Genomic DNA, 23,791 nt, shown 5'->3' on the forward strand with positions numbered 1-23,791 from the left:
TGTACATTCTATTAATGTCACGATTGAAGCAACTTTTAGGCGAGGCAGTTGAAGAAGCTGAAAAATACGGATCGTTACTTTCAACTTATCTAATTTTGAAAAAGTGTAATGCAGAATATGATACACTAGTAAAAGAGAAGGAAGTAAATTATTCTTTCTCGGTAGATGACATAATTTTAACCTCCTTGTCGTATAAAGAATTGAGTAAAATTCAGTTTTTTGTTATGTCGTTCTTAGTTTGTGATTACTTGTCATCTAGGTATATTACACAAGACTGCCTTTTTTATTTTAGATGGGACAAGAGAATTTTTATTTACAGTCCTAGGATGGAGGCTCATTTACTTTATTTAATTAGATCTGGCTATGCCGAAGGTTATAAATATTTCAAATTAACAGAAAAGGGAAGAGTTGAAGCTGAGGCTAAAAAATCTTTACTTAGTAATGTAGAAAAGATAAAAATCGATGAAATTTCTTCTTGTGTGCTATCTAAAAATAAACTGTCTGAATTAAAGAGGTACGTTAGATCGTATATTTTTGGAAAATAGAAAATAATTTATATTTGTCTCTTAAGAGAGAAAAGTGATGTTTGAGAAAATATTAGTTGCATACGATGGATCTGAGCATAGTAAGAAGGCTTTAGATGTTGCAATAGATTTAGCAAAAAGATATAGCTCAGAAGTCTACGTAGTTGAAGCTGTAGATGAAACGATATTTGAAACTGTAGGTGTCCTTCCGCCTCTTTCTGCGATTGAAGAGATGGAAAAGAAAGCCAAGAAAGATATAGATGAGGCTGTTAAGAAGGCTACTCAAAATGGAGTAAAAGCAGTAGGTGAGGTTTTAAGCGGAGATCCGGCAACGGCAATTCTAGAATATGCAAATAAGAATGATATAAAGCTTATAATAATGGGTAGCAGAGGCTTATCAAGGTTCAAGAGAATACTTTTAGGTAGCGTGTCTTCAAGAGTTGTTCAAGAATCTAAGATTCCAGTAATTGTTGTCAAATAATTTTCCTCTTTTCTTAACTCAAAGCTTTATTTTTTAACCTTATAGCACTATACATAACTATGTTTGAAGATCTGCTTAAAGCTGTGAACTATCTGAACGATGGAAAAATTCTTGAAGCTGGAGAATATCTAGTAGAACTAGCAAAGAATAATGACGCAAATGAAGATATAATAAAAATTTCGTCAGAAATAGAGAAAGAGCTTAGAGAGCTAAAGGAAGAATCGTGGATTAGTGAGATTGATTCGAAATTTAGAGATCAGATAATTTCTGTTCTTGAAGATAATATAAGATGTAGGAAAGAGCTAATCAGAGTTCTTTCTCTCTCATTATTAGAGAAATTAAGTAAAGGAAATGAGTTAATATTAAACATGATAAGAAATCCTCATGCCGAGTCTAAACCTCATACTTTTATTTAATTTTCGTATTCTACTGGGTCCTTCAATCCATTAATCTTAAAGGCTATTTTTCTCATGTAGCAAGGTCCGCATTTTCCGCAATGTTTTTCTCCTCCTTCATAACAGCTCCAAGTTAAGTGTAAAGGTGCACCTATTTCTACTCCAAGTTTCACTATTTCATGTTTAACTAGATTACCTACTGGCATCATAACCTCTATCTTTTTATTAGGTCCAGTTGCGTAGGGCGATAGTTTAGAAAACAGTCTTACAAATTCCATTTCATTATCTGGGTAAGCTCCAGCTTCCTCTAGATTAATTCCAGAAGCTATTGCATCAAAACCATAAGCCTCTGCTATAGCTAAGGCAACTGAAAAGAATATGAGATTTCTAGCAGGTACCCATTCGTGAGCAAATTCTGCTCCTTCTTCTCCTTGCCTCTCTTTGACTATTTCTCCACCACCTTTTAATAATGTTGTGTGTCCTATTATTTTGAACAAATCAGTATCTATTTCTATATATGGAACTTGTAGATATTCAGAAATTTTTCTTACAGCTTCTCTTTCCTTTTCTTCTGCTTTATGCCTATAATTGAAATGCAAAAGCGTTATTTCATGTCCCTGCTTAAGTAAGTAAGTCGCTGCTACTGTAGAATCTAATCCTCCGCTAGCGATTACAAGTACTTTCTTCTTATCTTTTGGCTTTATAAGGTCAATCTTTTCAATTTTTAAATTAGAATCTACTGACACGATAGAATATGGCTCAAGTTTTGTTATATTCACCTTATCTAATGGGTTTTGAGAAAAGTAATCATCTAGGGATGTAAAGAATATTGCTCCTAATTCGTAATCATACATCATATAAACCGGCTTAAAATTCTGTGCAATATAGATTTTATTTGGGTTTTTCTTATCAGCTATAATAAAAGCGAAACTTCCTCTAATTTCTGAAAGTAAATCTTTCAATGTAGGCAAATCACCCTTCCAAAACTTATCTAAAATAGGAGGTATAACTGCAGTATCTATATTACTCTCTCTCTTTACGCCAAATTTCTTTTCAAGCTCTTTATCGTTAGCAATAATACCATTATGAGTAACTATGAATCTTTCTCCTTCAAATGGTTGTATATCTTTTTCTGTTTTTTTATTAACGAACTCTGTGGTCGGTTCTGCTCTATTATTAGCTATTATTACTCTGCTTTTTTCGTCTAGAATATCGTAAAGTTTCTCTTCTTGTTCTGAAGGTCTTCCTAAGGATTTTACTGACTTAGTAGTTCCATCGGATTGGACTACAATTATGCCGAAACTGTCTCTTCCTCTATCTTCAGCATTTTTTAAGATTTCTGCAAATTTTCTTTCTATTTTGTCGTAATTTTTAGGGTTAAGTATTAAAGCTCCAGAAACACTGCACATAGGGCAAAGGTAGTATTTGTAAATAAAAGATTTCTGATTAAAGTGATAAAGCCGCGGCCGGGATTTGAACCCGGGACCTCTGCCTGCCCGGATTAAATTTACCAGGGCAGCGCTCTAGCCACGCTGAGCTACCGCGGCACTTTTTTACTCTATTTTATAGTTGATAAATTTTACTTTTATCTTACACTCACTCGTGGTTATTAACTCTCTATCTTTATATGAACGAGATAGAAAAGATAAGACTTATAATAAGTATATTGGAAGAAAAGATGCCAGAAGATTGTGCTGAAATACTGGATGAGAAATTCAAGATCTTACTAAAGGAAATAAAAAATAAGGGAATAGATAAGGTTATAAGAGATTATTATAGTGATGACGGCGATGTAGAAATTATTCAAAGTTGAATACTTGAGGAATTTCATTAGAAGCCTCTTCAACATCTTTTACGGAGTCTATTGATCTCCAATACACATTCTCGAATTTTTTACCTCTAAGCAAGCCTTTTTCTGCTAATGTAGGGAAAGTTATTCTTTCTATGTCGCCTTTTTCAGGTAGATATTCGAATATGCTAGATTTTAAGAAATATACTCCTGCGTTAATCCAGTAATCTTTCAATACGGGTTTTTCCACGAATTTTATAATTTTATCACCCTCTGTTTGCACTACACCATAAGGACTTCTTAGGGGTACGAGAGAAATTGATGCTATAGCAGTTTCATCTACTTGCTTTAATTCCCTTATATCCAAGTTTGTAAGAATATCTCCATTTACTGCAATAAAGTCCTCATTTAGGAAAGATTTAACTTGATATATTGCACCTCCAGTACCTAAAGGCTCTTCTTCCATGCTAAATAGACATTCAATCCCTAACCTGGCTTTATTTTTAGTAACCCATTCAACTAAGACTTCTTTTTTATATCCTGCAAGGATAATGAAGGAAGTTATTCCAAAACTTTTGAGCCATAAAATTTGCCATTCTAAAATTGGTTTTCCTGCTATTTCTATTAAAGGCTTAGGTTTATCATCAGTTAATGGTCTTAATCTTTTACCGTAACCGCCAGCTAAAATAACGGCTTTCATAATACTACATAGAAAGGGAATTATTTAAGTTTTTTCGCTATATCATTTAAACTATTGTTAATGAAAAAATCGATAAATCATATTTTTATTCCTTCAAGTTCTAAAAGCTTTTTCTTTAATTCGATTCCTCTTGAATAACCTCCTAGTCCTTTCTCAGAAATTACCCTGTGACAGGGTATAATTAAGAGAACTGGATTTTTAGATAACGCAATTCCCACAGCTCTAGGAGATGTACCTAAGATTTTAGCAATTTCTCCATAGGTTTTAGTTTTGCCCCAAGGTATCTTCATAACTTCCTTAAATACACTTAACCTAAACGGATTAACATTAATATCTAATGGTTCTCTTAAGTCTACTTCCTTTCCTTCAAAATATTTATCTAGTTTTTCAAAAAAATCTGAGAAAGCATCATTATCTAGAGAATTCTTCTCTACACAATTACAAAAATCTAGCATAACAAATCCTTTTTCACTTTTAGCTACAGTAATATCTCCTAAAGGGCTTTTATATAAGCCATAAACAATCATTGCTTTACCTTCTCTATGGCAGTATTTGTTAAATCCCTATTTTGTATTTCTTTTGATATTGCATCCACGCATTTATCTAAAGGTACTCCTTTTACTTCTATATTACCTCTAGCTCTAATTGTTACTGAATTACTTTCTGCTTCTTTTTTACCTATTATTAAAATGTAAGGAACTCCATCATCGTAAGCTTTTTTAATTCTCTTTGAGAGGGTTTCCTCTTCTGAGTCTATTTCTGCCCTAATTTTTATAGAGACTAGCTTAGATAAGACTTTTTCTGCATATTCTCTGACTTCTGGATTAATTGGCAATATTCTAACTTGAACTGGTGATAGCCACGTGGGTAATTTTCCTTTAAAGTGTTCTAGAAGTATTGCCAAGAACCTATCTATTGAACCGTATATTGCTCTATGAACCATTACTGGCCTTTTCTTACTTCCATCCTTATCTACGTACTCTAGTTTAAATCTTTCAGGTAAGTTGAAGTCTACTTGAATCGTAGATAATTGCCACCATCTTCCTAAACTATCTCTTATATCAAAGTCTATTTTAGGTCCATAAAACGCTCCTTCCTTCTCTTTCACTTGATATTTCAAATTTAGAGAACGCAACGCATTAACTAAAGCATTAGTTGCCTTTTCCCATTGTTCGTCAGTACCTATGCTCTCATCCGGCCTTGTGGACAAATTGATTCTTACATCATCTCCTTTAAATCCAAATTTAGCTAATACTTCCAAAGTTTTACTAATTAGCATCTTAACCTCATTTTCTAGCTGATCTTCTCTTAGAAAGACGTGACCATCGTCTTGAGTGAATCCTCTAACTCTTAATAAACCGTATAATTCACCTTTTTGTTCCCACCTATAAACGTTTCCAAATTCTGAAAACCTAATTGGAAGGTCTTTATAGCTTCTGGTTCTTGATTTATAAATTAATATGTGAGCAGGACAATTCATTGGTTTTATTCCTAGCTCTTCATCATCGTGAGTAAAGATTAGCATTTTATCCTTATACATTTCATAATGTCCACTTATTTTCCATAAAATCGTTCTATAAACGTGCGTAGTATATACTTCCTGATATCCCATTGAGGCGTTTATTTCCTTCATATAATCAATTAATTCATTCCTAATTATCTGACCTTTAGGATGATATAGGACTAGACCAGGTCCCGCTTCTTCAGGGAAGCTAAATAAATCCATTTTTTCTCCTAAAATTCTATGATCGGTCTCAGATGCCTTCTTTAGCCAATTCATGTAATCTTTAAGTTGCTCTTCAGTTTCGAAAGCTACTCCCCTTATTCTAACGTATTGTTTGTCTGGAGTTGGGTGATGAACTGAGATGTTTAAAATTTCAAAATACTTGGGATTTCCAGAAGGAGTAACATCACTTTCTAAAGAAACTTCATAATTTCCTGCCTTTGCTTTCTTTCCCTCAATTTTTATTTCGTAATTTCCTTCTTTTGCGTATTTTTTAGCTTCAGCTAAGCTCATTGAGCTATCCATTTCTACATCTACGTAGAAGTCTCTTTCTCCTAAACCTACAGCAACTGCTTTCTTACCGTCAGCTAAAAGATTGAACGCTAATATTATTCCTCCTTTTAGCCAAACTCCTTTGTACTCTTCCATAGTAGGCTTTATTATTAAAGGGATTATAATGCTTTTATCAAATGAGTGATATACTAATAATTGCTAGCGGTGGAGGGCATACCGGTTTCGCAAGAGCGATAGCAGAGTATCTACCTTACAAAGTTGACTTTGTTATACCTAAAGGAGACGAAATGAGCAAAAAGATGATTTCTCAATTCGCAGATAAAATCTATGAGGTTGAGAAATTTAGATCCCCCTCGGGGAACCTTTCTTTGTCCTCTTTTTTATTATCAATGATTCATAGTGCCAAAATAAGGAAATATAAGAAGGTTATAGCTACCGGCTCTAATCATTCAATTTTTCCCTCTTTCTTCCAATTTGTTAAATCCTCAAATATTTACGTTATTGAAAGTCAAGATAGGATAGTGACTAAAGGAAAGGCCGTAAATATAATATCAAAGTACTCAAAGCATGTATTTCTACATTGGAAGGAACAAGAGAAACTTTACAAAAATGGAATAGTCGTTGGGCCTATAGTCGAGAGGCCTAAATATACTCCTTCAGATGAAGGATACATATTAGTTACTGCTGGAAGTGAAGGCTTTGAGAGACTTTTTGATATTTTATATTCCTTAGATATAGATAATGTAGTCCTACAAACAGGAAAAGTAAATAAAAAATATGAGAAAAAAGGTTGGAAAGTTTTTTCCTTTGATCCAGATATTGAAAAGTACATAGCTAAAGCTAAATTAGTAATAACTCATCAAGGTAAAACAGCTATGGAGGCTGTTGTAATGTACAGAAAACCTACAATTATAGTATACAATAAGGACTGGAAATACGCTGCTACATTTGAGGACAGTAAATTATATGCATCAATTTTGGGGGTAGCATTTCTTGATGATCCTTCCAATTGGTCTACTAAAGATGAAATTTTAAAATATATTGAGAATCCTAAGCAACCAAAGGTGTATACTCCTGGCACGGAGAGGCTTGTAAGCGTGGTGTTGAATGATATATGAAATATTAAAAATAATAGACGAAAATAGGGAATTTTTAAAGAAAATGGGTTGGATAGTTTCTGATCCTTATTCTTTTGAATGGTGGGGTGGATTAAAATCCGCTGATGAAATAGCCATTTCCGCATTTTTAGTGCAAATGACTAAATGGGAAACAGTAACCAAGGTTATAGAGAACTTAAGAAGAAAAGGGTTAAATTATATTGATAAAATAGCAGAACTTCCTTTACCTGTTTTGGAAGATCAGATTCGCAGCGTTAATTTCTATAAAACTAAAGCTAGAAGACTTAAGAATTTTAGTGAAATTGTAAGTAAAAATGGTGGGCTAAAAAATTTTTTAACAGTAGAAAATAGAGATAAAATCCTGGAAATCGAAGGTATAGGAGAAGAGACTGCAGATTCTTTACTGCTTTTCGCAAATAATCAACTTGTTTTTCCTCAGTCTGAATACTTAAGGAGAGTTCTTTCAAGAGTTTTAAATAAGAAAATGAATAAAAAAGAGGCTAAAATTTATGTTGAAGATAACTTAAAGAAGGATCTTTTTCTATATAAACTCTTCCATGCCGGAATAGTCTCTATAGGTAAGGCTTTTTGTTATCTAAATAAGCCCAAATGCGATAAATGCATTCTTAAACCTTTATGCAGAAACAAATATAATGAAACTTTATGAATATGAAGGAAAGCTTCTATTTTCTAAAGTAGGGATAAAAATACCTCACGGAATAGTAACTGAAGGTAATATAGATTGGAAAGGAAAAGCTGTTGTTAAAGCTCAAATTCTAGAAGGTGGAAGAGGAAAAAGAGGACTTGTTAAGGTAACTGATGATGTTAACTCTACAATACAAGAGATGAGAAAACTAGGCATAAATAAATTTCTAGTTGAGGAATATATTCCCCATGATAGAGAAGTTTATCTTTCCATGATTCTTGATAGAGATACTGCAGAACCTATGCTAATAGCCTCACCTCACGGTGGAATTGATATTGAAAGCTCTGGTGAAGTAAAGAAGTTTATAATTCCTATAGAAAGGGGACCTAGGGGATATGATATAATAGAGATAGAAAAATATTTAGGCGTAAAAGGTTTATCTCAAGTAATTCAAGGCTTATACAAGATTTTTACAGAGTACGACGCTGAGCTGGTAGAAATTAATCCGTTGGCTGTAACTGATAACGGCGTAATACCTCTTGATTCCAAAGTGATCTTAGAGGATAATGCACTTTACAAGCACCAGGATTTTCTAAAGGAAATTGGCAGGGAGTATTCTCCAGATAGTTATGTAGAACTTGATGGAGATATAGGAATAATCGGCAATGGAGCAGGTTTAACTATGGCCACAATGGATATGGTAAAACTAATGGGAGGAAACCCTGCAGATTTCATGGACGTAGGAGGAGGAGCAGATAGGGAAAGAGTTAGATATTGTGTTATAAAAGTTGGGTCAAATCCTAAGGTAAAGAAAATCCTTGTAAATATCTATGGCGGTATAACTAGGTGCGACGAGGTCGCATTGGGAATTGTTGATGCGTATAATGTGATAAAGAAGCCAATATTCGTTAGATTAGTCGGAACTAATGAGGAAGAAGGTTGGAAAATCCTTAAGGAACATGGAATTAATTTTTATGAAAACCCAATAGACGCTGTGAGGGATGCACTACGCTGATAAATAAGAACACTAAAGTTCTTGTTCAAGGAATTACTGGAAAAGAAGGATCATTCCATACGAAATTAATGCTTGAATATGGTACGAAGATAGTTGCTGGCGTTACTCCGGGTAAAGGAGGCTCTCAAGTTTACGGAGTCCCTGTTTACGATACAGTAAAAGAAGCTATACAAGAGCATGAAATAGACGCTAGCATAATTTTTGTTCCTGCCAAATTCGCTGTGGACGCTATTTATGAAGCAATAGATGGCGGTATTCCGTTAATAGTAGTAATTACTGAGCACATTCCAGTTTTGGATATGGCAAAAGTTGTGCATTATGCTGAGAAGAAGGGAGTTAGAATAATAGGTCCGAATTGCCCTGGAATAATAGTTCCTGGTGAGTCATTACTGGGTATAATGCCTTCACGTGCTTTTAGGAAAGGTAAGATTGGAATAGTTTCTCGTTCCGGTACGCTTACTTATGAAGTAGCTGAAATCTTGAAGGATTTTGGACAGTCCACTGTGATCGGAATAGGAGGAGATCCTATAATAGGGACTAAGATGCAGGATATAGTGAAGATGTTTGATGAGGATAAAGATACTGAGGAGATTGTAATAATAGGTGAAATAGGAGGTACAATGGAAGAAGAAGTTGCTAAAATGAAGAAAGAAGGAAAGATTTCTAAAAATATAGTAGCTTATATTGCCGGTTTAACAGCACCTAAGGAAAAAAGGATGGGGCATGCAGGTGCTGTAGTATACATGGGACTAGGTACTTATGAGAGCAAGGTAAATGCCTTTAAGGAAGCAGGTATTAAAGTTGCTAAAACTCCGTTTGAAATAAAAGATTTGATTTTTTCTTAATTTTTATTGTCCTCTGGGTTTTATTGTTATAGTTCCGTTATCTTCGTCTACTTCCAGCATATATTTTGTACCGAATTTCTCTACCATGGACTTTGGTATGTATAGGTTCAGTGGTAGTGTATAGTATTCATATTCGTAGACCTTGCCCCTAACTAGTTTTTTGCCAACTAATCTTTTTGCTTCAACTTCTCTCTCTTTCATAAGATAGAATCTTTTCTTACTCTTTTTAAAACTTTTGCATATCATCTTTTTAAATCTTTCATTAAATTTAAATTTCTTTAAATCAGTTTAAATTTTTGACGTAGTTCATAAAAAACTATTTCGTTAACAAAGTTTAACAGATCAACCTTAAAAAGTGATGGTTGTATATCTGTTTCTGTTATTCTTATTTTTAAATAGTATAGCTCATTAAAAAAGTTAAATAAAGCAATATACACACAATCATTATATTCACAATCTGGGCCATGATCTAGTCTAATTTTTTCATTATTTACACTGCTTACTATCTTTTGTGTTCCCCAATCTATTATTGTACATACATTAATTCCGCCTAAATAATCCTGGTTAATTATTATTCCAATTTTATCATATCTAGTATTTCTTTTAATCATATCCACCTTATACATTCTTGTAGAATTTAGAATTTCTATGAGATCAAAATAGCTAATATTCATTAGAAGATCTTTATCTTCTATGTATATGTAAAGCTCGTCGGCAATAAATGGAGAAATGTGTATTCTACCAATATCTATAGCACTCTCTACATCATTAAAGAATCCTTTATTGTCCCTTTTGGCAAATTTGATCATTACTAATTATATTGTCTTAACCGATAATTAAATATACTATTCCTACTTTCTTTCATTATGCCAGTTCATATCTTAGCAAATAAAGGGGATGTTGCAGAAAGAGTTTTAATAGTTGGAGATCCAGGAAGAGCGAAATTACTTTCTTCGCTTCTACAAAATTCTAGATTAGTTAACGAAAATAGAAGTTTTTTAGTATATACTGGAAAGTATAACGGAGTAGATATAAGCATAGCTACTCATGGAATAGGAGGGCCGTCTGCAGCTATAGTTCTTGAAGAGTTGATAATGTTAGGCGGAAGAACATTTATTAGGTATGGAACTACTGGAGCATTGATTCCAGAGATTAATTTAGGTGAGTACATCATAGTTGCAGGGGCATCATACAATCACGGTGGTGTGGTTTATCAGTATTTAAGAGAGGATAGCTGTATTGCCGCTACTCCAGATTTTTACATTCTTAATAGCCTAGTCCAGAATTTTCAGAAAGAAGGTTTGAAATTCCATATAGGGAACGTATTTAGTAGTGACGCTTTTTATGCAGAGGATGAGGAATTCGTAAAAAGATGGTCATCAAGAGGTAATATTGCAGTAGAAATGGAGTGCGCAACAATTTTTGCAGTAGGAAGAATGAAAGGAGTAAGAACTGGAGCAGTTCTAGTAGTTAGCGATAATTTAGCAAAAGGAGGCGTGTGGATAAGCAGGGAAGATCTAGAAAATAGTGTCATGAGAGGTGCAAAAGCAATTTTAGATACTTTGAGTAAGTTATAAAAATGAAGCTAATAAGGGATCCAATACATGGCTATATAGAAATTTCCGATAAGATGAATAAAATTATTTCCGACCCGTATTTTCAAAGACTAAGATATATTAAACAAACTGCAATGGCTTACATGGTTTATCCTAGTATGTTACATTCAAGATTTGAACATAGTCTGGGTGTAATGCATTTAGCTAGGGAATTTGCTAGATACGTAATTTCTAATAGTGGATTAAAAGATGAAGAAGGACTTATACAGATGATAGCTTTAACAGGATTACTCCATGACATAGGTCATGTAGCTTTTTCTCACACTTTTGAGAATTTTTTGCTATTAGCTAATCAAGTTTACGGATTAAAAGTCAAGGAAGAAGGTAAGAAAACTCACGTAAATTATGGCACGTACTTAATAGAGAATGTACTAGGAAGTATAATTGATAAGGAATTTACCGAGTTCTATCCGGATCCTGTAAAATTTATTATAGACGTTTTAAAGGAGAGTCCTAGAAATTATGAGGAAAAATTAGCTTTATCGCTAATTTCAAATTATGTTGATGCTGATAGGAGTGATTATTTATTAAGAGATTCATATTATGCTGGAGTAAGTTACGGTAGGTTTGATATAGAAAGACTAAAGAGATTTCTAGTTTTTATAGATGGAAAACTTGCAATTTATAGTAAAGCCACTCCAATAGTTGAGCAATTTTTACTTTCTAGAATGTACATGTTTGAGAACGTATATTTCCATAGTGTTACTGGAGTATATAACGCTATATTATCTCACGCAATGGTAGAAATGCTTGAAAAGAATATTATTAGCCTTCCTACGGAGCCTAAAGACTTCTTACAACTTTTGGATATAGAAATTTACTCTAATTTAGATAAAGTAAAGGAAGAATTTAAGAACGCAATAATGTTTAGACAAGGATATAAAAGGATAAAATACGACATAACTGGTAAATGTCTAGAGAAATTTAACGAAATTAAAGACGAGATTTATGAAGATATGAAGGAGAGTCAAGGGCTTTTTCTATACCACGAGTTTAACGATGTGCCATATGAAGAGAAAGAAGAAGCTGTTTACATCTTTGATGGGGAGAGAGTTGAAAAATTAACATCTGTTTCGCCAATAATTAGGTCGTTAAGCGAGATAAAGAAAGCGGTAATCGCTTATAGCAGTAAGGCAGAAAAAGTTGCTGAAAAATATGAAAATGTGATTCAAGAATGCAAAACCTTGGGTCCTTGACCTGGTGAAGTTATTATATATTTTAAATTAAGATCTTGGAGGAAGTTTATTACTTCTTTCATGTGTTTCTTTGTAGTAAAAATATGAGGGTTGGGGCCAGCATCAAAAGTGTAACCTGCGTGTCCAAAATCTTGCACCCACCTCATTATCTTAAACGACATATCGTTAAGATAGAAAAAGGAAGGCCAAGAATCTAAAATCACTGCATGCATGCTATTACTATGCCTCATTGTTAACTCGAAAAATTTCTTTTCATCTTTTTTCCTTATGCTTTCTATAACGTCATTAAATGTTTCTTTTATAAAATCTAACCTACATTTCATTAAATAAGAGGATCTAGTAGAAACTTCCATGCCCTCCCTCGATGATACTTCTTTCTTTTCATCACTAACTATTGCTATAATATCAACAAGGTCTTCCCAGTAGTTAGGAGGGAAAATTTGATAACAAAAAGAATCTTCGCCGTCTTCTCTTTCTCCTTTTTCCCACACAACAAATCCTCCTTCCGTGCTTCTACATGCACTTCCGGAACCTATTCTCGCTATTTTAGAAAGTTCCTTTTGAGTTAAGCCTAAACCTAAGGCTTCATTACTAGCGTAAACTAATGCTGCAATACCTGCAGCTGATGATGCTAAACCAGAAGATGGAGGAAAATTTGTTGTTGAGATAACTTTAGCGAACAAGCGCTTACCATAAATTTTCCTGAAAATATTAAGAACTCTTCCTGCGTAATTTAAAGTCTCCTTTTCGCTCAGTTTCTTTCCGTTTATTATTACTTCATCTTTTGAGAATTCCTCGCTAAATATAACCTTTGTTCTTGCGTACAGATTATCGAGGCTTATCGAAATTGAAGAGTTCAAGGGAAGATTGAGTTCAGCATTCCTTTTTCCCCAGTATTTAACTATTGCAATATTTGAAGGTGCTATAGCTTCTCCTTCAAGTTTCATTTAGACCATCATCTTCTTTGATTTCAATTAATTTTAATCCTTTTTCTTTCCATTTTTTCCTCACTTCGTCTAAATTTTCCCCAAGTGCAAATATTACATCCCCTCCACCTGCCCCTGGCAATAAAGATATGTAAGCACCGTTATCTTCAGCAATTTTTATTAGTTCCTTATCCTTTTCGCTCTGCAATTTAACGCCAATAACATCTTCTGCTAGAACATTTAGTAAATCTCTAGCTAATTTCGCATGCTGAGAGGCTTCATCTACTTTGCCAAGCTTAAGTAGTTTTATTGCTGTATCGTTCTCAATGTTAATTTCTCGTAAAAATTCGATAAACTTTTCGTCATCTTTCTTTTCAATAAACATTTTAACTAAATTTACGGTCTCTGAGCTTCTTCCAGTGAATCCTAAAAGCATCTCATATTTATTTCCTAGTCTTAATCTTTCTATTTTCCAATCACGCTTATTAAGGTCAGTAAACCTCTTATAAATTATACTTCCGTAGACCGCGGCAGCTATATCGAATCCACTTCCTATTCCTTTTTGTCTAATGAAATTTGCCTCCTGAGCTAATAAATGAATTTCATCAGTATCTATCCTTCCTTTAATTTGATTATATAAGCATGCTGTAAGAGCTACTGTAGCTGCAGATGAACTTCCTAAACCTGTTTTTTTACCGTTTATCTGAAAATCTTCATCATTAAATAGTCTTATTTTAAGCCTCGGAATATCTCCAAGGTGATTCTTTATTACATTCACTACACTTTCTATAAGCTCATTTCCCTTCTCATAAAATGTTCCATAAGTAGTTTCAAATATTAGTTTATCAGAAGGGGTTGCCTCACACTTGACTCTCTTATTTATTGCAATTACGTGAGATAATCCTCCAAATACTACTGCATAACTTCCTATCCAAAGTACTTTTCCTGGAGCAGATATCATCGGATTTATTATTCTGCTGTAGTAGAAATATGTGATGGATTTTCTAGATAAGAAAAAAAGGTTAGTATTAATAGCAATAGCACAAAAGGGGGCATCAGGTTTAACTTATGACGAGTTATTATCAACTTTCCTAATTTTCATGACAAGGAATACACTACAAAGTATAGTTGAGGATCTTTACTTTTCTGGATATATTAATATATTGAGGGATGATAAGGAAGTTAGACTAATAGCAAGCAGGAAAGTAAGAAGTAGTTTAGTTGCTTTGGATTTCCAGAGATACAAATTATTGAAATTTCTTGAAGAAGTTAAGAAAAAATCAGAGGAAATTTCAAAACTACAGGACAAGAATTCTCAGCTCGAAGAAATTAAAAAAATAGGTAAGGAGGGATTAGAGCTAATCTCCTCAGGGCTTTTAACATTGTATAAAGAGTTTCCGGAGTTTACAATTCCAGAATATATTGAAATAATAGAAGTAATAAATAATGAGGTCTTAGCTAAGTTATCTCCTTTGATAACCCAACAGATGACAGAAGAAGATTTGAAACAATTTTTGAATTTAATATCAAAGTATTTAGGAGAAAAGGAAGCTGAGGTTCTAAGTGAAGCTCTAAAAAGAATTTAAAAGAAACGTTTATAAAGAATAAGTGTTACCTTATCATATATGAAGAGTAAGAGAGACCAACTTGAAATTATAATGGATGTAATGGAGGTAATTAATGATGGCTATGGTAGTAAGTCGTCTATAATGAAGTATGCTAACTTGAGTAATACACTCCTAGAGAAATACATTAGCATATTAACAAGTAAAGGTCTCATAAAATACGAGGATGGCCATTATAAGATGACTGAAAAAGGTATAGCGTTACTAGAAAAATTAAGGAAAATTAGAAAGCTACATTTAGAACTGTCTGAGCTTATTAACTCTGTTTCAGAAGAATTATATTGATGTTAGAATCTTATACACTAATAGTAAATTTGCTATACGTTAGTTTACTTTTAGAGACTTCTTTGCTTTTCTATTTTGTATCAAGGAAGTTAAATAATCTTCCTTATTTATGGAAGGATGCTAGATCATTATATTCATTAAGAATTTTTAGTGAGGTATTAGATTTACTCTCTTCTACGGATTTGTTAGATGATGGAATGATTGGGGCAAATTTTAATATAAAATCGGAAGCCTTACAGAAATTTCTAGAGAAGGAAGTTAAAGGCGTAGGGTCCAAGATAAAAATAATCAATACTTATATTTCGTCTATGGAAAAGATTGATGCATACATAAGCGGAATTTCTAGCACCATAAAGGAAATATTTTACTTAATTTTAGCTTCTATAATTTCCTTTGCTTTATATTTTATACCCGGTTTTTCTCTTGACGGTTTATTTTTAGGTTTTTCTCTAGGCTTAAATATAATTTCGATGTATTATACAATTTATTCTTATTTAGTTTATAGGGATGCAATGAAAAAAATTATGGAAATAAGAAGCAACAAATTATGAAGCCGCTGATAAAATTTTCTTTGCACACTGTTTTAGATCTTCACTTATTTTTCCCCAAATATTATTTATGACAGAGTAAACAAATTTTGGCCTACCTATCTTTTTCTCTTCTATTTTTATTCTATTTACTAAACCTACGTCCATTAACCTCTTTAAACTAGTTTCTGCCGTTGTTTTACTAAAGCCCATTATTTGAGCTAATTCGATTGATGTTATTGGCTTATTTAATTCAATAAGCTTAAATAAACATTCTACATCAGTTTCAGATAACCTATAGCAACACTTTATGCTCTCCTTTTTATTCTTCAAGTCTTCTTCCATAATTAATTTTTTGGATAAACATATTAAAAACTTTATCTATTTTTCTTTCACTTATTTTGCATAAGCTTATTATACTCTTTGTACATGCACCTATCTTGTATTACAATAATTCCTTCCTTTTCTGCTAATTTAGCAGCATCATCGTTTCTTATTCCTTCTTGAAGCCATAGTACTTTTACGTCTCCTTTCTCTCTTTTTCTCTTTATTACCTCCTCTACTATTTTTGGAACTTCTGATGATGGCCTAAATACTTCTACTACGTCAATTCTATCTGGTATTTCCAAGATTGAAGAGTAGCTCTTCTTTCCTAGAATCTCTTTTGCTGTAGGATTCACTGGTATTACGTTATAGCCATGCTCCATTAAAAATTTAGGAACATAATGAGAGGGCTTTGAAGGATCTTTAGAAAAACCTATAGTAGCAATATTTTTATAATTTTCAAGAATAAATTTTATTAAATTTTCTTCACTTTCCATACTTTTACTATATAAACAAGGGTTAAAATTCGTTTTTAATTTCATTTCGTAATATTCCTATTCCCGGTACTTCTACTTCCACAACATCTCCCGGCTTTAAATATTCTTTATTTCCAAATTCTGCAACTCCTGCTGGAGTACCAGTAGTTATTATATCTCCTGGCTCTAAGGTAATTCCATTGCTTAAATAAGAAATTAGTTCCTCTATAGAAAATATCATATCTTCTGTAGACCCTTTTTGTACAATCTTCCCGTTAACCCTTGTTATTATTTCTAATGGAAAAGTTATTTCGTCCTTACTTACAACCCAAGGACCTATAGGTAAGCCAGTATCTAAAGACTTTCCCATAACCCAATTTAACCCATAAGGGTGAATTTCTGGAAATTGATAATCTCTAAAGCTTACATCATTAATAATTGTGAATCCAAATACATAATCCATTGCTTCTTCCTTTTTTATATATTTACCTCTTTTACCTATTATAATCCCAATTTCTCCCTCATAATCAACCTTTCTAACTCCTCTAGGTATGATTATTGAATCTCCGTGAGCTATTATAGAATTATTTCCTTTCATAAAGAAGTAAGGCTGTTTAGGTGGCTCAATTGAAGACTCCTTGGAATGAGATCTAAAATTAACTGCAGGCAAAAATACCTTGTTGGGAAATATTGCAGGCAAAAACTTAGATAACTTAACTTTTCTGTAACTTTTAACATTTTTAAATAGATCAAAAGCTTTTACCACATTTTTTGAGTCTTCAAGCACGCACTCGATTCCCTCAAAATCCGGAACATAAAATTCGTCATTTATTACAAAAACTGTTGTCTTTTTTCCATTCACTAAACCTTGTGTAAATCTCATAGAACCTCAAATGTGGAAAATCCTAAAAAGATTATGGTTAATAGGGATATTGCCACATTTATTGGTTTGTCGAATTTTCTAGGAATCATATTTAATGAACTTAATGCAAATATTGATAATGTAGACGAAAGTATGAATATCCCTACTATAGCTGTAGAATAAATTATATTATCCAGAGATATAGCAAGAACTACTGTAATTATCTTAGAAGGCGTGACTACTAATGAACCTTGAAGGAGTCCCATTTCTTTTGGTTCTATCTCAAATTCTTTCCCTAATAACGCAGAAGCAAGTAGAATTAAGGCTACACCTATTCCTATTAAATTGCCTATAATATTTAGATAAACAGAATTAATGGAAGTTATAATTAGTATTATGGTCAAAGGTATAGCTAATATTACAAATCCTAAAGAATGAAATAGGGAAAATTTTAGAATTTTAACAGAATTTTTCAAAATTCTTGCAGTAGCTATATGATCTGGATCTAGCCCATGAGTTAATCCTAAGAGGGTCACTATTAATGCGTCCTGAAAGAACATCATAAGTAATACAAAGCATGCATATAAAAATTACTTATTGACACTATAAAAATTAATAATTGACACCATGAGAATTACTACCAAGAAAAAAGTCTTTAACTTTCTCTAAACGCTTTTCCAGTCGCTTCTAATAATGCCTTCATCATACCTAAGGCATAGGAGGCATCCTTATCAGATGTCATCCTTAATAATCCCATAGTGCCTACTGGCTTAACGTTTGGTAATTCGCTTACCCATATATTAAGTGCTTTACTCATTTTCTCCATTATTAAAACAAGGTTATCTACTAATTTAGGATCACTGAAGACGTCAATTAATCTTACCATCTTATCTAATACTCCGTTCTTTTGTAATTCTGCTAATTTGCCCATCATATTAACCATGGAATCGATGTCTATTTGAGTAAGCGTCTTTACAGTTCTCTCGTCAGTTAATTTCTTTAAAATGGGTAATGAGGCTTCCATTGCAGTAAGTAAGCCTTCTACGTCTAGTTGTTGCACCAATTTTATTGCTCTCTCACTAGTCATTTTTTGCATCATTGGAGTTAGAGCTTCAATGGCTGCCAATGTTGAGTCTACGTCAAATTTCTGTATTAACGAAATTGCTTTAGGAGAAGTTAGTTTTTGCATCATTGGAGTTAATGCCTCTATAGCTGATAACATTGCGTCAACGTCAATTTTTTGCAATAATGCTAGAGCTCTATCGCTTGTTAGTTTTTCTATTATTGGCCATATTGCTTGTATTTTTGGTAGTTGTTCCATTCCTAAGGATATGAGTGTATTAATTAGGTCCGCTTTCTGTACTGCGTCAAGAAGAGCGACTCCTTGCTCCATCATATTTAGAAGTTCGTCTATTTGACCTTTCTTTTGCATCTCTGCCATAGTCTTTGCAATCCTATTTAATGTAGGAGTTAATTCTACCGTAGCTTCTAATAACGTATCAACATCAAGGCTTTCTAGTACTTTTAGTGCCTTATCGCTTGTTAATTTTTGAAGTATAGGAGTAAGCTTTTCTGTAGAATCAAGTAGTGCACCATAATTTATGCTTTCTAGTACTTTTAGTGCCTTATCGCTTGTCAAGGCTTTCATTATTGGTGTTAATTTTTCTATAGCTGTTAACGTGGCGTCTATATCTATCTGCTTTAACAATGAGATTGCCTTGTCGCTTGTAAGCTTTTGTATCATTGGGGTTAGAGCTTCGATAGCGTTTAATGTAGCGTCTAGATCTATTTGTTGTAGCAAGTTTAATGTCTTATCGCTTGTTAGTTTTTCTATTATTGGCCATATTGCTTGTATTTTTGGTAGTTGTTCCATTCCTAAGGATATGAGTGTATTAATTAGGTCCGCTTTCTGTACTGCGTCAAGAAGTGAGAGAGTTTGGTCTGTTAAGTTTAATAGAAAGTCTAATTGACCCTTTTTATCCATTTCATTAAGTTTATTTGTAAGTTTTTCTATTGTTGGTAATGAGTCTGCTATTTTGCTTAATTTTTCAAGGTTTTCAGGTTTTAATAATGTTTCTAAAGGATCTTGTCCTTCAGACATATTTATCTATAATCTATTTACGCAATTAGTTTAATAATTTTATGAGTAATGAAATGTAGGTTTTAGCTTACATAATATTTTTCAAGATTTCTCGTTACTATTTAACATGTTTTTATACACTTTCGTAGTATTTTTTTATATTTAAGAATCTAAATTATCTTTTCTTTTTACTTTTATTCATGGTTGAAAGCTTTTAGATTTTCTTGCTAAAAATCTTTATATAATAGGTAGTCATTAAACCCTTGATGGGCTCTCCTTCAGATCATCTAGCAAATGAGAGAACTTTTCTGGCATGGGTTAGAACAGGAATAGCATTAATAGGCTTCGGTTTTGTAATAGCGAAATTTGCTTTATTCATATCTATTCTCAAAGGTGCAAAAACCTTATCTTCAAGCTCTGTAACTTATGGTGAAGTTATGATTATTCTGGGCGGAATTGTAATACTCTACGGCTTATATTCTTATCTAGAAAATGAAAAAGATATATCTAGGAATCAATATACACCAAGGGTCTTACCTAATATGATATTTGTAGGGATAATTTTGGCTATTACAGTAATCCTAGCACTCTTCATAATATGAGGTCAAGATAAATGATAATAAAATACAAGGCTATGAGAAGTATAGACTCATACTTAGTCACCTTACCGTCAAGAAGTATACCTATACCTATTACATTGGCTATAACTGCAGATATGAGTTCCGGTAAAGAATTATAAAAGCTATATGACGAGAAGAATCCAATTAATCCCAGTAATAAAGTAGAGTTCTCTATTTTACTTCCTACAAAACTAACTATTGCCAAAGACCCTCCATTCAAATTTCTCATTGCCAATCTAATGCCAGATATTTTTTCCTCAAGCTCTGCTGCTATTGGAGTTATCAATAGCGAAGTCCAAGCTATAGGTAAATTAAATTCTTTAGATATTGCAACAATGCATTTAACAAACAGGTCTGAAAAGGCTAATATCAGAATTGCTCCTATTACTAGTTCTATAACGCTCTTAGATAAGTTGGTAATTTTATCGTTTTCTTTTTCATCTTTACCCTTCTTAATTCTATAAAAAATATAAAATATGTATATTGATGACAATACTATTGCTGTCAAAATGTTAAATCTACCATAAAAAACTATTACAGCTAGAATAATAGTATTAAGGATTAAGAAATTATTTTCAACTTTATAATCATAATTCATCGTCAGGGATCTATTCCAGGAAAATGAATAAATTAAACCAACCAAACCTATGCCTAAAGTAAATAATATTACATTGCCACCAATTGCGGAGCCAATAGCAACTTCATATTCTCTATTAAGTAACGCGTATACAGTAATTACTGTTTCCGGTAATGCTGTTAAAAAACCTAAAATTACTCCTCCAGCAATTCCTTGCCCGAACTTTCTTTCCATATTTTCTGTACCCCTGGCAAGAAGCTCTGCAGCAATAATCAGGATTGTTAAAACTCCTATGAATCTGATTAAGTCCGCCATTTACTTTCATTTTAGCTTTTACAACATAACTAATTATTAACCCCTTTCATTTACTTAAATTAGATGGACGAACTAGACAAGAAAATATTACTTTACCTATTTCGTGATGGTAGAATATCTATTCGTAGCTTAGCGTCTCTGTTAAATCTAACTCCTCCTACCGTTCTTTATAGAATAAAAAATTTGGAAAAAGAGGAAATATTAGAGGGTTTTCAACTTTTAGTCGATCCTAACTTTTACGGTAAATATTATTCTTTTATTGCATTCAAAAATTTAATGGATATGGATGATAAATGGGTATTTCTAAAATTTAAATGTGTTGAATGGCTAAATGTATACGGAATAGTTGGAGGGAGTAATGCTGAAATTGAAGATAGAATATCCTTTATGAGAAAGACTCTTGGAGAGCCAGTAATGCAGTATACTCCCCTTCAACAACCTTTGCCACCTAAGGAACTCGACATAAAAATAGTTAAAGCATTGCAAGAAGACCCTAGAGCGTCGACTGCAGAAATTTCAAAGAAATTAGGAATAGATAGTAAAATAGTAATAAAAAGACTAAAAATCATGAAAAATAGAGGATATATATCTGTGATACCTAAAATAAATATACCAAAGAGTGGAATGTCAGTATTTTCTATGTTCTCTAAAAGGGTTCCAGAAATAAGGGCCATTCTTTCTCCTTGCAGAGTCTTGGAAATTGTGGATAAGAATAACGTGGGTATAGAAGTTTGTCTAACTGAAAACATAGAAAATGTGAGGAATTATGTAAGAGCAGTTAGAGAAAAAGATAAGGAAGCTGACGTGATGATCATATATGATATAAATACGAAGGGTATCGTAGAATAGTATCAGCAAGAATAAAATATCTAATTTCCTATAATTTGTATGGAAAAGATTTCTCCTTATAGCGGAGATCTTTATGAAGGTCCGATTTGGCATCCAACAGAAAACGTACTTTATTGGGTCAATATCTTAGCTGGGACAATTCATAGACTAGATTTAAAGAAATCGACTTATCTTGAAATAAAACTTAAAGATTACGTAAGTTCAATTTCACCTAGAGTGACAGGAGGATTAATTGCAACTTCTGATCAAGGTTTTTATGCAGTAAACCTTGATGGCGATGTTAAAGAAATTTATAAAGTAAAAGACTGGGATCCAAGAAATAGGTTTAATGACGGAAAATGCGATGCTGTAGGGAGATATTGGATAGGTACGATGAATTTGGAAGAAAAATATCCTACAGCAGGCTTTTATGTTTTAGATACCGATCTTTCGTTTAAGAAAGTCCTAGATAACGTAACGATTTCCAACGGTCTAGCCTGGAGCTCTGATAATAAAACTTTATATTATATTGATACGCCTACTAAGAAAATTTTCGAGTTTGATTTTGATCTAGAGAAAGGTAAAATAAGTAATAAGAGAACCCTTATAGATTTATCGTCAATTCAAGGAAGTCCTGACGGAATGACTATAGATTCCAAGGATAATTTGTGGGTAGCTTTATTTGGAGGAGGTAAAGTTATAAAAATTGATACAAAAACTAAGGAAATTGTTGACGAGATTCCAGTTCCTACTCCTAATGTTACTTCAGTAACTTTTGGTGGTGAAAATCTTTCAACACTTTATATTACGACTGCTAAAATTCATTTAACAACTCCAGACGAAAATGCAGGTTATGTTTACGCCGAAAAGGTGTCTGCAACTGGTACTAAAATTAATTTTTGCGGAATTTAGTATCTAACATATGATATTAGTAACAACCTTTGGCTTTGACGAGAAATTTCAGATAAGGGCAGTGCTCAATTACGGTAAGAATATAGAAAAAGTGATAATAGTAACGTCTATTACAGACAGCGATAAAGTTAAGAAAGCATTATCATCGTTTACAACATTTCTCGATAATTCGTCAATAAGTTACGAAATAGTCAAAGTAGATCCTATAAATTTTATAAATTCTGTCGCAGTAATAGCATATTATTTACCGACAGATAAGAAAATTATTGCAAATCTAAGCGGAGGTATGAGAGCTATAATAATGGAGACGCTTACAGCTTTGGCATTAAAAGGAGTAGACGCTGATGTCGAAATAGAAACAGAAGATTTTCAAGGTAAAATTTCTTTTAAAGTATCTGATCTTACCAGGGGTGATATAAATACTGATCATCTTCTTATACTAAGGGAAATATGGAGAGGGAATAGAAGTATTTATAAGTTGGCAAAAGCTACTGGAATGTCGACATCTGCTGTAAGCAGAAAGCTTTCAAAACTATTAAAATATGGCTATATTAGAAGGGAAGACACTAGTTATATTTTAAATAATAAAGGAATGATAATGGCACTAATGATGGAAATGGCAGACGAAAACGCTTAGCTTACCGATTTAAGCTTTTCAATTATCTTTCTTATTCTATCCTTCTCTTCAGAATTTAACGAATCCCAGTTATCTAAGATATAGTCTACCAATGATTCAAGTTCTGTTATCGCATTATCTATTCTTCTCTCTTTAGGAATCCCTCCTAGTAATTCTTTACCTTTATTAGTTAGACCGTAGTATTTTTTAGTTCCTTCTGTTTTCACAACTTCTATTAATCCTTCAGCCTCCAATTCTCTTATCATAGGATAAACTGATCCAGGAGAAGGCCTCCACATTCCCATACTACTTTCTTCTACTTTTTCCATTATTTCTGCTCCAGTTAATGGCCCATTGGTATAAAGTAAGTAAAGTATTATTTGTCTAAGTCCTCTACCTCTATGGAAATGCACGTGATAAGTTCTTAATTCAAACTTAATATTGTTTTGCATTTTACTTTCGGCGAACTTATCGTC

The 23,791-nt window shown here is 32.9% G+C and carries 32 protein-coding genes and 1 tRNA gene; 17 read left to right on the plus strand and 16 right to left on the minus strand.

Annotation, left to right across the window (positions count from 1 at the left end):
- The first annotated feature begins 14 nt into the window (after positions 1 to 14).
- Genes D1866_RS02365 through D1866_RS02375 form a run of 3 tightly spaced genes read left to right on the plus strand, consistent with a single transcriptional unit; the run spans position 15 to position 1,421 of the window.
- Positions 15 to 545 (plus strand): hypothetical protein, encoded by a 531-nt coding sequence (locus D1866_RS02365; protein ID WP_013776272.1) that lies wholly within the window; start codon positions 15 to 17, stop codon positions 543 to 545.
- Positions 546 to 582: 37 nt separating this feature from the next.
- Positions 583 to 1,005 (plus strand): universal stress protein, encoded by a 423-nt coding sequence (locus D1866_RS02370; protein WP_152941179.1) that lies wholly within the window; start codon positions 583 to 585, stop codon positions 1,003 to 1,005.
- 59 nt (positions 1,006 to 1,064) lie between these two features.
- On the plus strand, positions 1,065 to 1,421 hold the full coding sequence (locus D1866_RS02375; RefSeq protein WP_013776274.1) for a hypothetical protein: 357 nt from the start codon (positions 1,065 to 1,067) through the stop codon (positions 1,419 to 1,421).
- Here the strand turns inward: D1866_RS02375 and queC are convergent.
- On the minus strand, positions 1,418 to 2,809 hold the full coding sequence (gene queC / locus D1866_RS02380) for a 7-cyano-7-deazaguanine synthase QueC (RefSeq protein WP_152941181.1): 1,392 nt from the start codon (positions 2,807 to 2,809) through the stop codon (positions 1,418 to 1,420). The two genes, D1866_RS02375 and queC, sit on opposite strands and share 4 nt — an antisense overlap.
- A gap of 49 nt (positions 2,810 to 2,858) precedes the next feature.
- Positions 2,859 to 2,947 (minus strand) — tRNA-Thr (locus D1866_RS02385).
- Positions 2,948 to 3,027: 80 nt separating this feature from the next.
- On the opposite strand from D1866_RS02385, the gene D1866_RS02390 reads away from it, so the two are divergent.
- Positions 3,028 to 3,213 carry a hypothetical protein gene (locus D1866_RS02390; protein WP_152941183.1) on the plus strand — a complete coding sequence of 62 codons (186 nt, stop codon included), beginning with the start codon at positions 3,028 to 3,030 and terminating at the stop codon, positions 3,211 to 3,213.
- Here the strand turns inward: D1866_RS02390 and D1866_RS02395 are convergent.
- The 3 genes from D1866_RS02395 to thrS form a co-directional block, all read right to left on the minus strand.
- The gene (locus D1866_RS02395; protein ID WP_152941185.1) at positions 3,200 to 3,889 is read right to left on the minus strand and encodes a nucleotidyltransferase family protein; all 690 of its coding nucleotides are present in this window, start codon (positions 3,887 to 3,889) and stop codon (positions 3,200 to 3,202) included. The two genes, D1866_RS02390 and D1866_RS02395, sit on opposite strands and share 14 nt — an antisense overlap.
- Before the next feature lie 77 nt (positions 3,890 to 3,966).
- Positions 3,967 to 4,416: a methylated-DNA--[protein]-cysteine S-methyltransferase gene (locus tag D1866_RS02400; RefSeq protein WP_152941187.1), complete on the minus strand. Its 450-nt coding sequence runs from the start codon at positions 4,414 to 4,416 to the stop codon at positions 3,967 to 3,969.
- Complete coding sequence (gene thrS, locus D1866_RS02405) at positions 4,413 to 6,041, minus strand: threonine--tRNA ligase (protein WP_152941189.1); 1,629 nt, start codon at positions 6,039 to 6,041, stop codon at positions 4,413 to 4,415. The genes D1866_RS02400 and thrS overlap by 4 nt, the downstream gene beginning before the upstream one ends.
- A 41-nt stretch (positions 6,042 to 6,082) precedes the next feature.
- Between thrS and D1866_RS02410 the strand changes: the two genes are divergently transcribed.
- From D1866_RS02410 to sucD, 4 genes are read left to right on the plus strand one after another with little or no spacing between them, the layout of a single operon-like run.
- On the plus strand, positions 6,083 to 7,024 hold the full coding sequence (locus D1866_RS02410; protein ID WP_152941191.1) for a UDP-N-acetylglucosamine--N-acetylmuramyl-(pentapeptide) pyrophosphoryl-undecaprenol N-acetylglucosamine transferase: 942 nt from the start codon (positions 6,083 to 6,085) through the stop codon (positions 7,022 to 7,024).
- Positions 7,014 to 7,691: an endonuclease III domain-containing protein gene (locus D1866_RS02415; RefSeq protein ID WP_152941194.1), complete on the plus strand. Its 678-nt coding sequence runs from the start codon at positions 7,014 to 7,016 to the stop codon at positions 7,689 to 7,691. Before D1866_RS02410 ends, D1866_RS02415 begins: the two co-directional genes overlap by 11 nt.
- Positions 7,678 to 8,685: a succinate--CoA ligase subunit beta gene (locus D1866_RS02420; RefSeq protein ID WP_152941196.1), complete on the plus strand. Its 1,008-nt coding sequence runs from the start codon at positions 7,678 to 7,680 to the stop codon at positions 8,683 to 8,685. Before D1866_RS02415 ends, D1866_RS02420 begins: the two co-directional genes overlap by 14 nt.
- Positions 8,685 to 9,530 carry a succinate--CoA ligase subunit alpha gene (gene sucD, locus D1866_RS02425; protein ID WP_155861020.1) on the plus strand — a complete coding sequence of 282 codons (846 nt, stop codon included), beginning with the start codon at positions 8,685 to 8,687 and terminating at the stop codon, positions 9,528 to 9,530. Before D1866_RS02420 ends, sucD begins: the two co-directional genes overlap by 1 nt.
- Positions 9,531 to 9,533: 3 nt before the next feature.
- Here the strand turns inward: sucD and D1866_RS02430 are convergent, their stop codons facing one another.
- Together D1866_RS02430 and D1866_RS02435 are read right to left on the minus strand one after the other, a co-directional pair.
- Positions 9,534 to 9,731, minus strand: a complete 198-nt coding sequence (locus D1866_RS02430; protein ID WP_048054938.1) for a hypothetical protein — start codon at positions 9,729 to 9,731, stop codon at positions 9,534 to 9,536.
- 77 nt (positions 9,732 to 9,808) lie between these two features.
- Positions 9,809 to 10,339 (minus strand): hypothetical protein, encoded by a 531-nt coding sequence (locus D1866_RS02435; protein ID WP_152941200.1) that lies wholly within the window; start codon positions 10,337 to 10,339, stop codon positions 9,809 to 9,811.
- A gap of 54 nt (positions 10,340 to 10,393) precedes the next feature.
- On the opposite strand from D1866_RS02435, the gene D1866_RS02440 reads away from it, so the two are divergent.
- Complete coding sequence (locus D1866_RS02440; protein ID WP_155861021.1) at positions 10,394 to 11,107, plus strand: purine-nucleoside phosphorylase; 714 nt, start codon at positions 10,394 to 10,396, stop codon at positions 11,105 to 11,107.
- A 2-nt stretch (positions 11,108 to 11,109) separates the two neighbouring features.
- Positions 11,110 to 12,342 carry an HD domain-containing protein gene (locus D1866_RS02445; protein ID WP_152941204.1) on the plus strand — a complete coding sequence of 411 codons (1,233 nt, stop codon included), beginning with the start codon at positions 11,110 to 11,112 and terminating at the stop codon, positions 12,340 to 12,342.
- On the opposite strand, the gene mvaD is transcribed toward D1866_RS02445, so the two are convergent.
- Both mvaD and D1866_RS02455 read right to left on the minus strand, forming a co-directional pair.
- The gene (mvaD, locus tag D1866_RS02450) at positions 12,315 to 13,289 is read right to left on the minus strand and encodes a diphosphomevalonate decarboxylase (RefSeq protein ID WP_152941206.1); all 975 of its coding nucleotides are present in this window, start codon (positions 13,287 to 13,289) and stop codon (positions 12,315 to 12,317) included. The two genes, D1866_RS02445 and mvaD, sit on opposite strands and share 28 nt — an antisense overlap.
- Positions 13,279 to 14,229, minus strand: coding sequence for a phosphomevalonate kinase (locus tag D1866_RS02455; protein WP_152941208.1), 951 nt, complete (start codon positions 14,227 to 14,229; stop codon positions 13,279 to 13,281). The genes mvaD and D1866_RS02455 overlap by 11 nt, the downstream gene beginning before the upstream one ends.
- Before the next feature lie 34 nt (positions 14,230 to 14,263).
- On the opposite strand from D1866_RS02455, the gene D1866_RS02460 reads away from it, so the two are divergent.
- Genes D1866_RS02460 through D1866_RS02470 form a run of 3 tightly spaced genes read left to right on the plus strand, consistent with a single transcriptional unit; the run spans position 14,264 to position 15,729 of the window.
- Complete coding sequence (locus D1866_RS02460; RefSeq protein ID WP_152941210.1) at positions 14,264 to 14,854, plus strand: hypothetical protein; 591 nt, start codon at positions 14,264 to 14,266, stop codon at positions 14,852 to 14,854.
- 39 nt (positions 14,855 to 14,893) lie between these two features.
- A complete protein-coding gene (locus D1866_RS02465) occupies positions 14,894 to 15,178 on the plus strand; it encodes an Sso10a family chromatin protein (protein WP_152941212.1) in 285 nt (94 codons plus the stop codon).
- Entirely contained in the window at positions 15,178 to 15,729 is a 552-nt protein-coding gene (locus D1866_RS02470) for a hypothetical protein (protein WP_152941214.1), read from the plus strand. The genes D1866_RS02465 and D1866_RS02470 overlap by 1 nt, the downstream gene beginning before the upstream one ends.
- Here the strand turns inward: D1866_RS02470 and lrs14 are convergent.
- The 5 genes from lrs14 to D1866_RS02495 form a co-directional block, all read right to left on the minus strand.
- Positions 15,724 to 16,050 (minus strand): Lrs14 family HTH-type transcriptional regulator, encoded by a 327-nt coding sequence (lrs14, locus tag D1866_RS02475; RefSeq protein WP_152941216.1) that lies wholly within the window; start codon positions 16,048 to 16,050, stop codon positions 15,724 to 15,726. The two genes, D1866_RS02470 and lrs14, sit on opposite strands and share 6 nt — an antisense overlap.
- A 47-nt stretch (positions 16,051 to 16,097) precedes the next feature.
- The gene (locus D1866_RS02480) at positions 16,098 to 16,526 is read right to left on the minus strand and encodes a CoA-binding protein (protein WP_152941218.1); all 429 of its coding nucleotides are present in this window, start codon (positions 16,524 to 16,526) and stop codon (positions 16,098 to 16,100) included.
- 22 nt (positions 16,527 to 16,548) lie between these two features.
- Positions 16,549 to 17,388 carry a fumarylacetoacetate hydrolase family protein gene (locus D1866_RS02485; protein ID WP_152941221.1) on the minus strand — a complete coding sequence of 280 codons (840 nt, stop codon included), beginning with the start codon at positions 17,386 to 17,388 and terminating at the stop codon, positions 16,549 to 16,551.
- Positions 17,385 to 17,930, minus strand: a complete 546-nt coding sequence (locus D1866_RS02490; protein WP_152941223.1) for a hypothetical protein — start codon at positions 17,928 to 17,930, stop codon at positions 17,385 to 17,387. The genes D1866_RS02485 and D1866_RS02490 overlap by 4 nt, the downstream gene beginning before the upstream one ends.
- 92 nt (positions 17,931 to 18,022) lie before the next feature.
- On the minus strand, positions 18,023 to 19,468 hold the full coding sequence (locus D1866_RS02495; RefSeq protein WP_152941225.1) for a DUF1641 domain-containing protein: 1,446 nt from the start codon (positions 19,466 to 19,468) through the stop codon (positions 18,023 to 18,025).
- Positions 19,469 to 19,713: 245 nt separating this feature from the next.
- On the opposite strand from D1866_RS02495, the gene D1866_RS02500 reads away from it, so the two are divergent.
- Positions 19,714 to 20,049, plus strand: coding sequence for a YidH family protein (locus D1866_RS02500; RefSeq protein ID WP_196773463.1), 336 nt, complete (start codon positions 19,714 to 19,716; stop codon positions 20,047 to 20,049).
- On the opposite strand, the gene D1866_RS02505 is transcribed toward D1866_RS02500, so the two are convergent.
- Positions 20,039 to 20,959: a sodium:calcium antiporter gene (locus D1866_RS02505; RefSeq protein ID WP_152941229.1), complete on the minus strand. Its 921-nt coding sequence runs from the start codon at positions 20,957 to 20,959 to the stop codon at positions 20,039 to 20,041. The genes D1866_RS02500 and D1866_RS02505 overlap by 11 nt on opposite strands.
- Positions 20,960 to 21,022: 63 nt before the next feature.
- On the opposite strand from D1866_RS02505, the gene D1866_RS02510 reads away from it, so the two are divergent.
- From D1866_RS02510 to csa3, 3 genes are read left to right on the plus strand one after another with little or no spacing between them, the layout of a single operon-like run.
- A complete protein-coding gene (locus tag D1866_RS02510; RefSeq protein WP_152941231.1) occupies positions 21,023 to 21,808 on the plus strand; it encodes an Lrp/AsnC family transcriptional regulator in 786 nt (261 codons plus the stop codon).
- A gap of 39 nt (positions 21,809 to 21,847) precedes the next feature.
- Positions 21,848 to 22,699 (plus strand): SMP-30/gluconolactonase/LRE family protein, encoded by an 852-nt coding sequence (locus D1866_RS02515; RefSeq protein WP_152941233.1) that lies wholly within the window; start codon positions 21,848 to 21,850, stop codon positions 22,697 to 22,699.
- A 10-nt stretch (positions 22,700 to 22,709) separates the two neighbouring features.
- Positions 22,710 to 23,336, plus strand: coding sequence for a CRISPR-associated CARF protein Csa3 (csa3, locus tag D1866_RS02520; RefSeq protein ID WP_013776302.1), 627 nt, complete (start codon positions 22,710 to 22,712; stop codon positions 23,334 to 23,336).
- On the opposite strand, the gene D1866_RS02525 is transcribed toward csa3, so the two are convergent.
- Entirely contained in the window at positions 23,333 to 23,767 is a 435-nt protein-coding gene (locus D1866_RS02525; protein WP_152941235.1) for a PadR family transcriptional regulator, read from the minus strand. The genes csa3 and D1866_RS02525 overlap by 4 nt on opposite strands.
- Positions 23,768 to 23,791 lie beyond the last annotated feature (24 nt).

The sequence above is a fragment of the Acidianus ambivalens genome (assembly GCF_009729015.1).
Classification (GTDB): Archaea; Thermoproteota; Thermoprotei_A; order Sulfolobales; family Sulfolobaceae; genus Acidianus; species Acidianus ambivalens.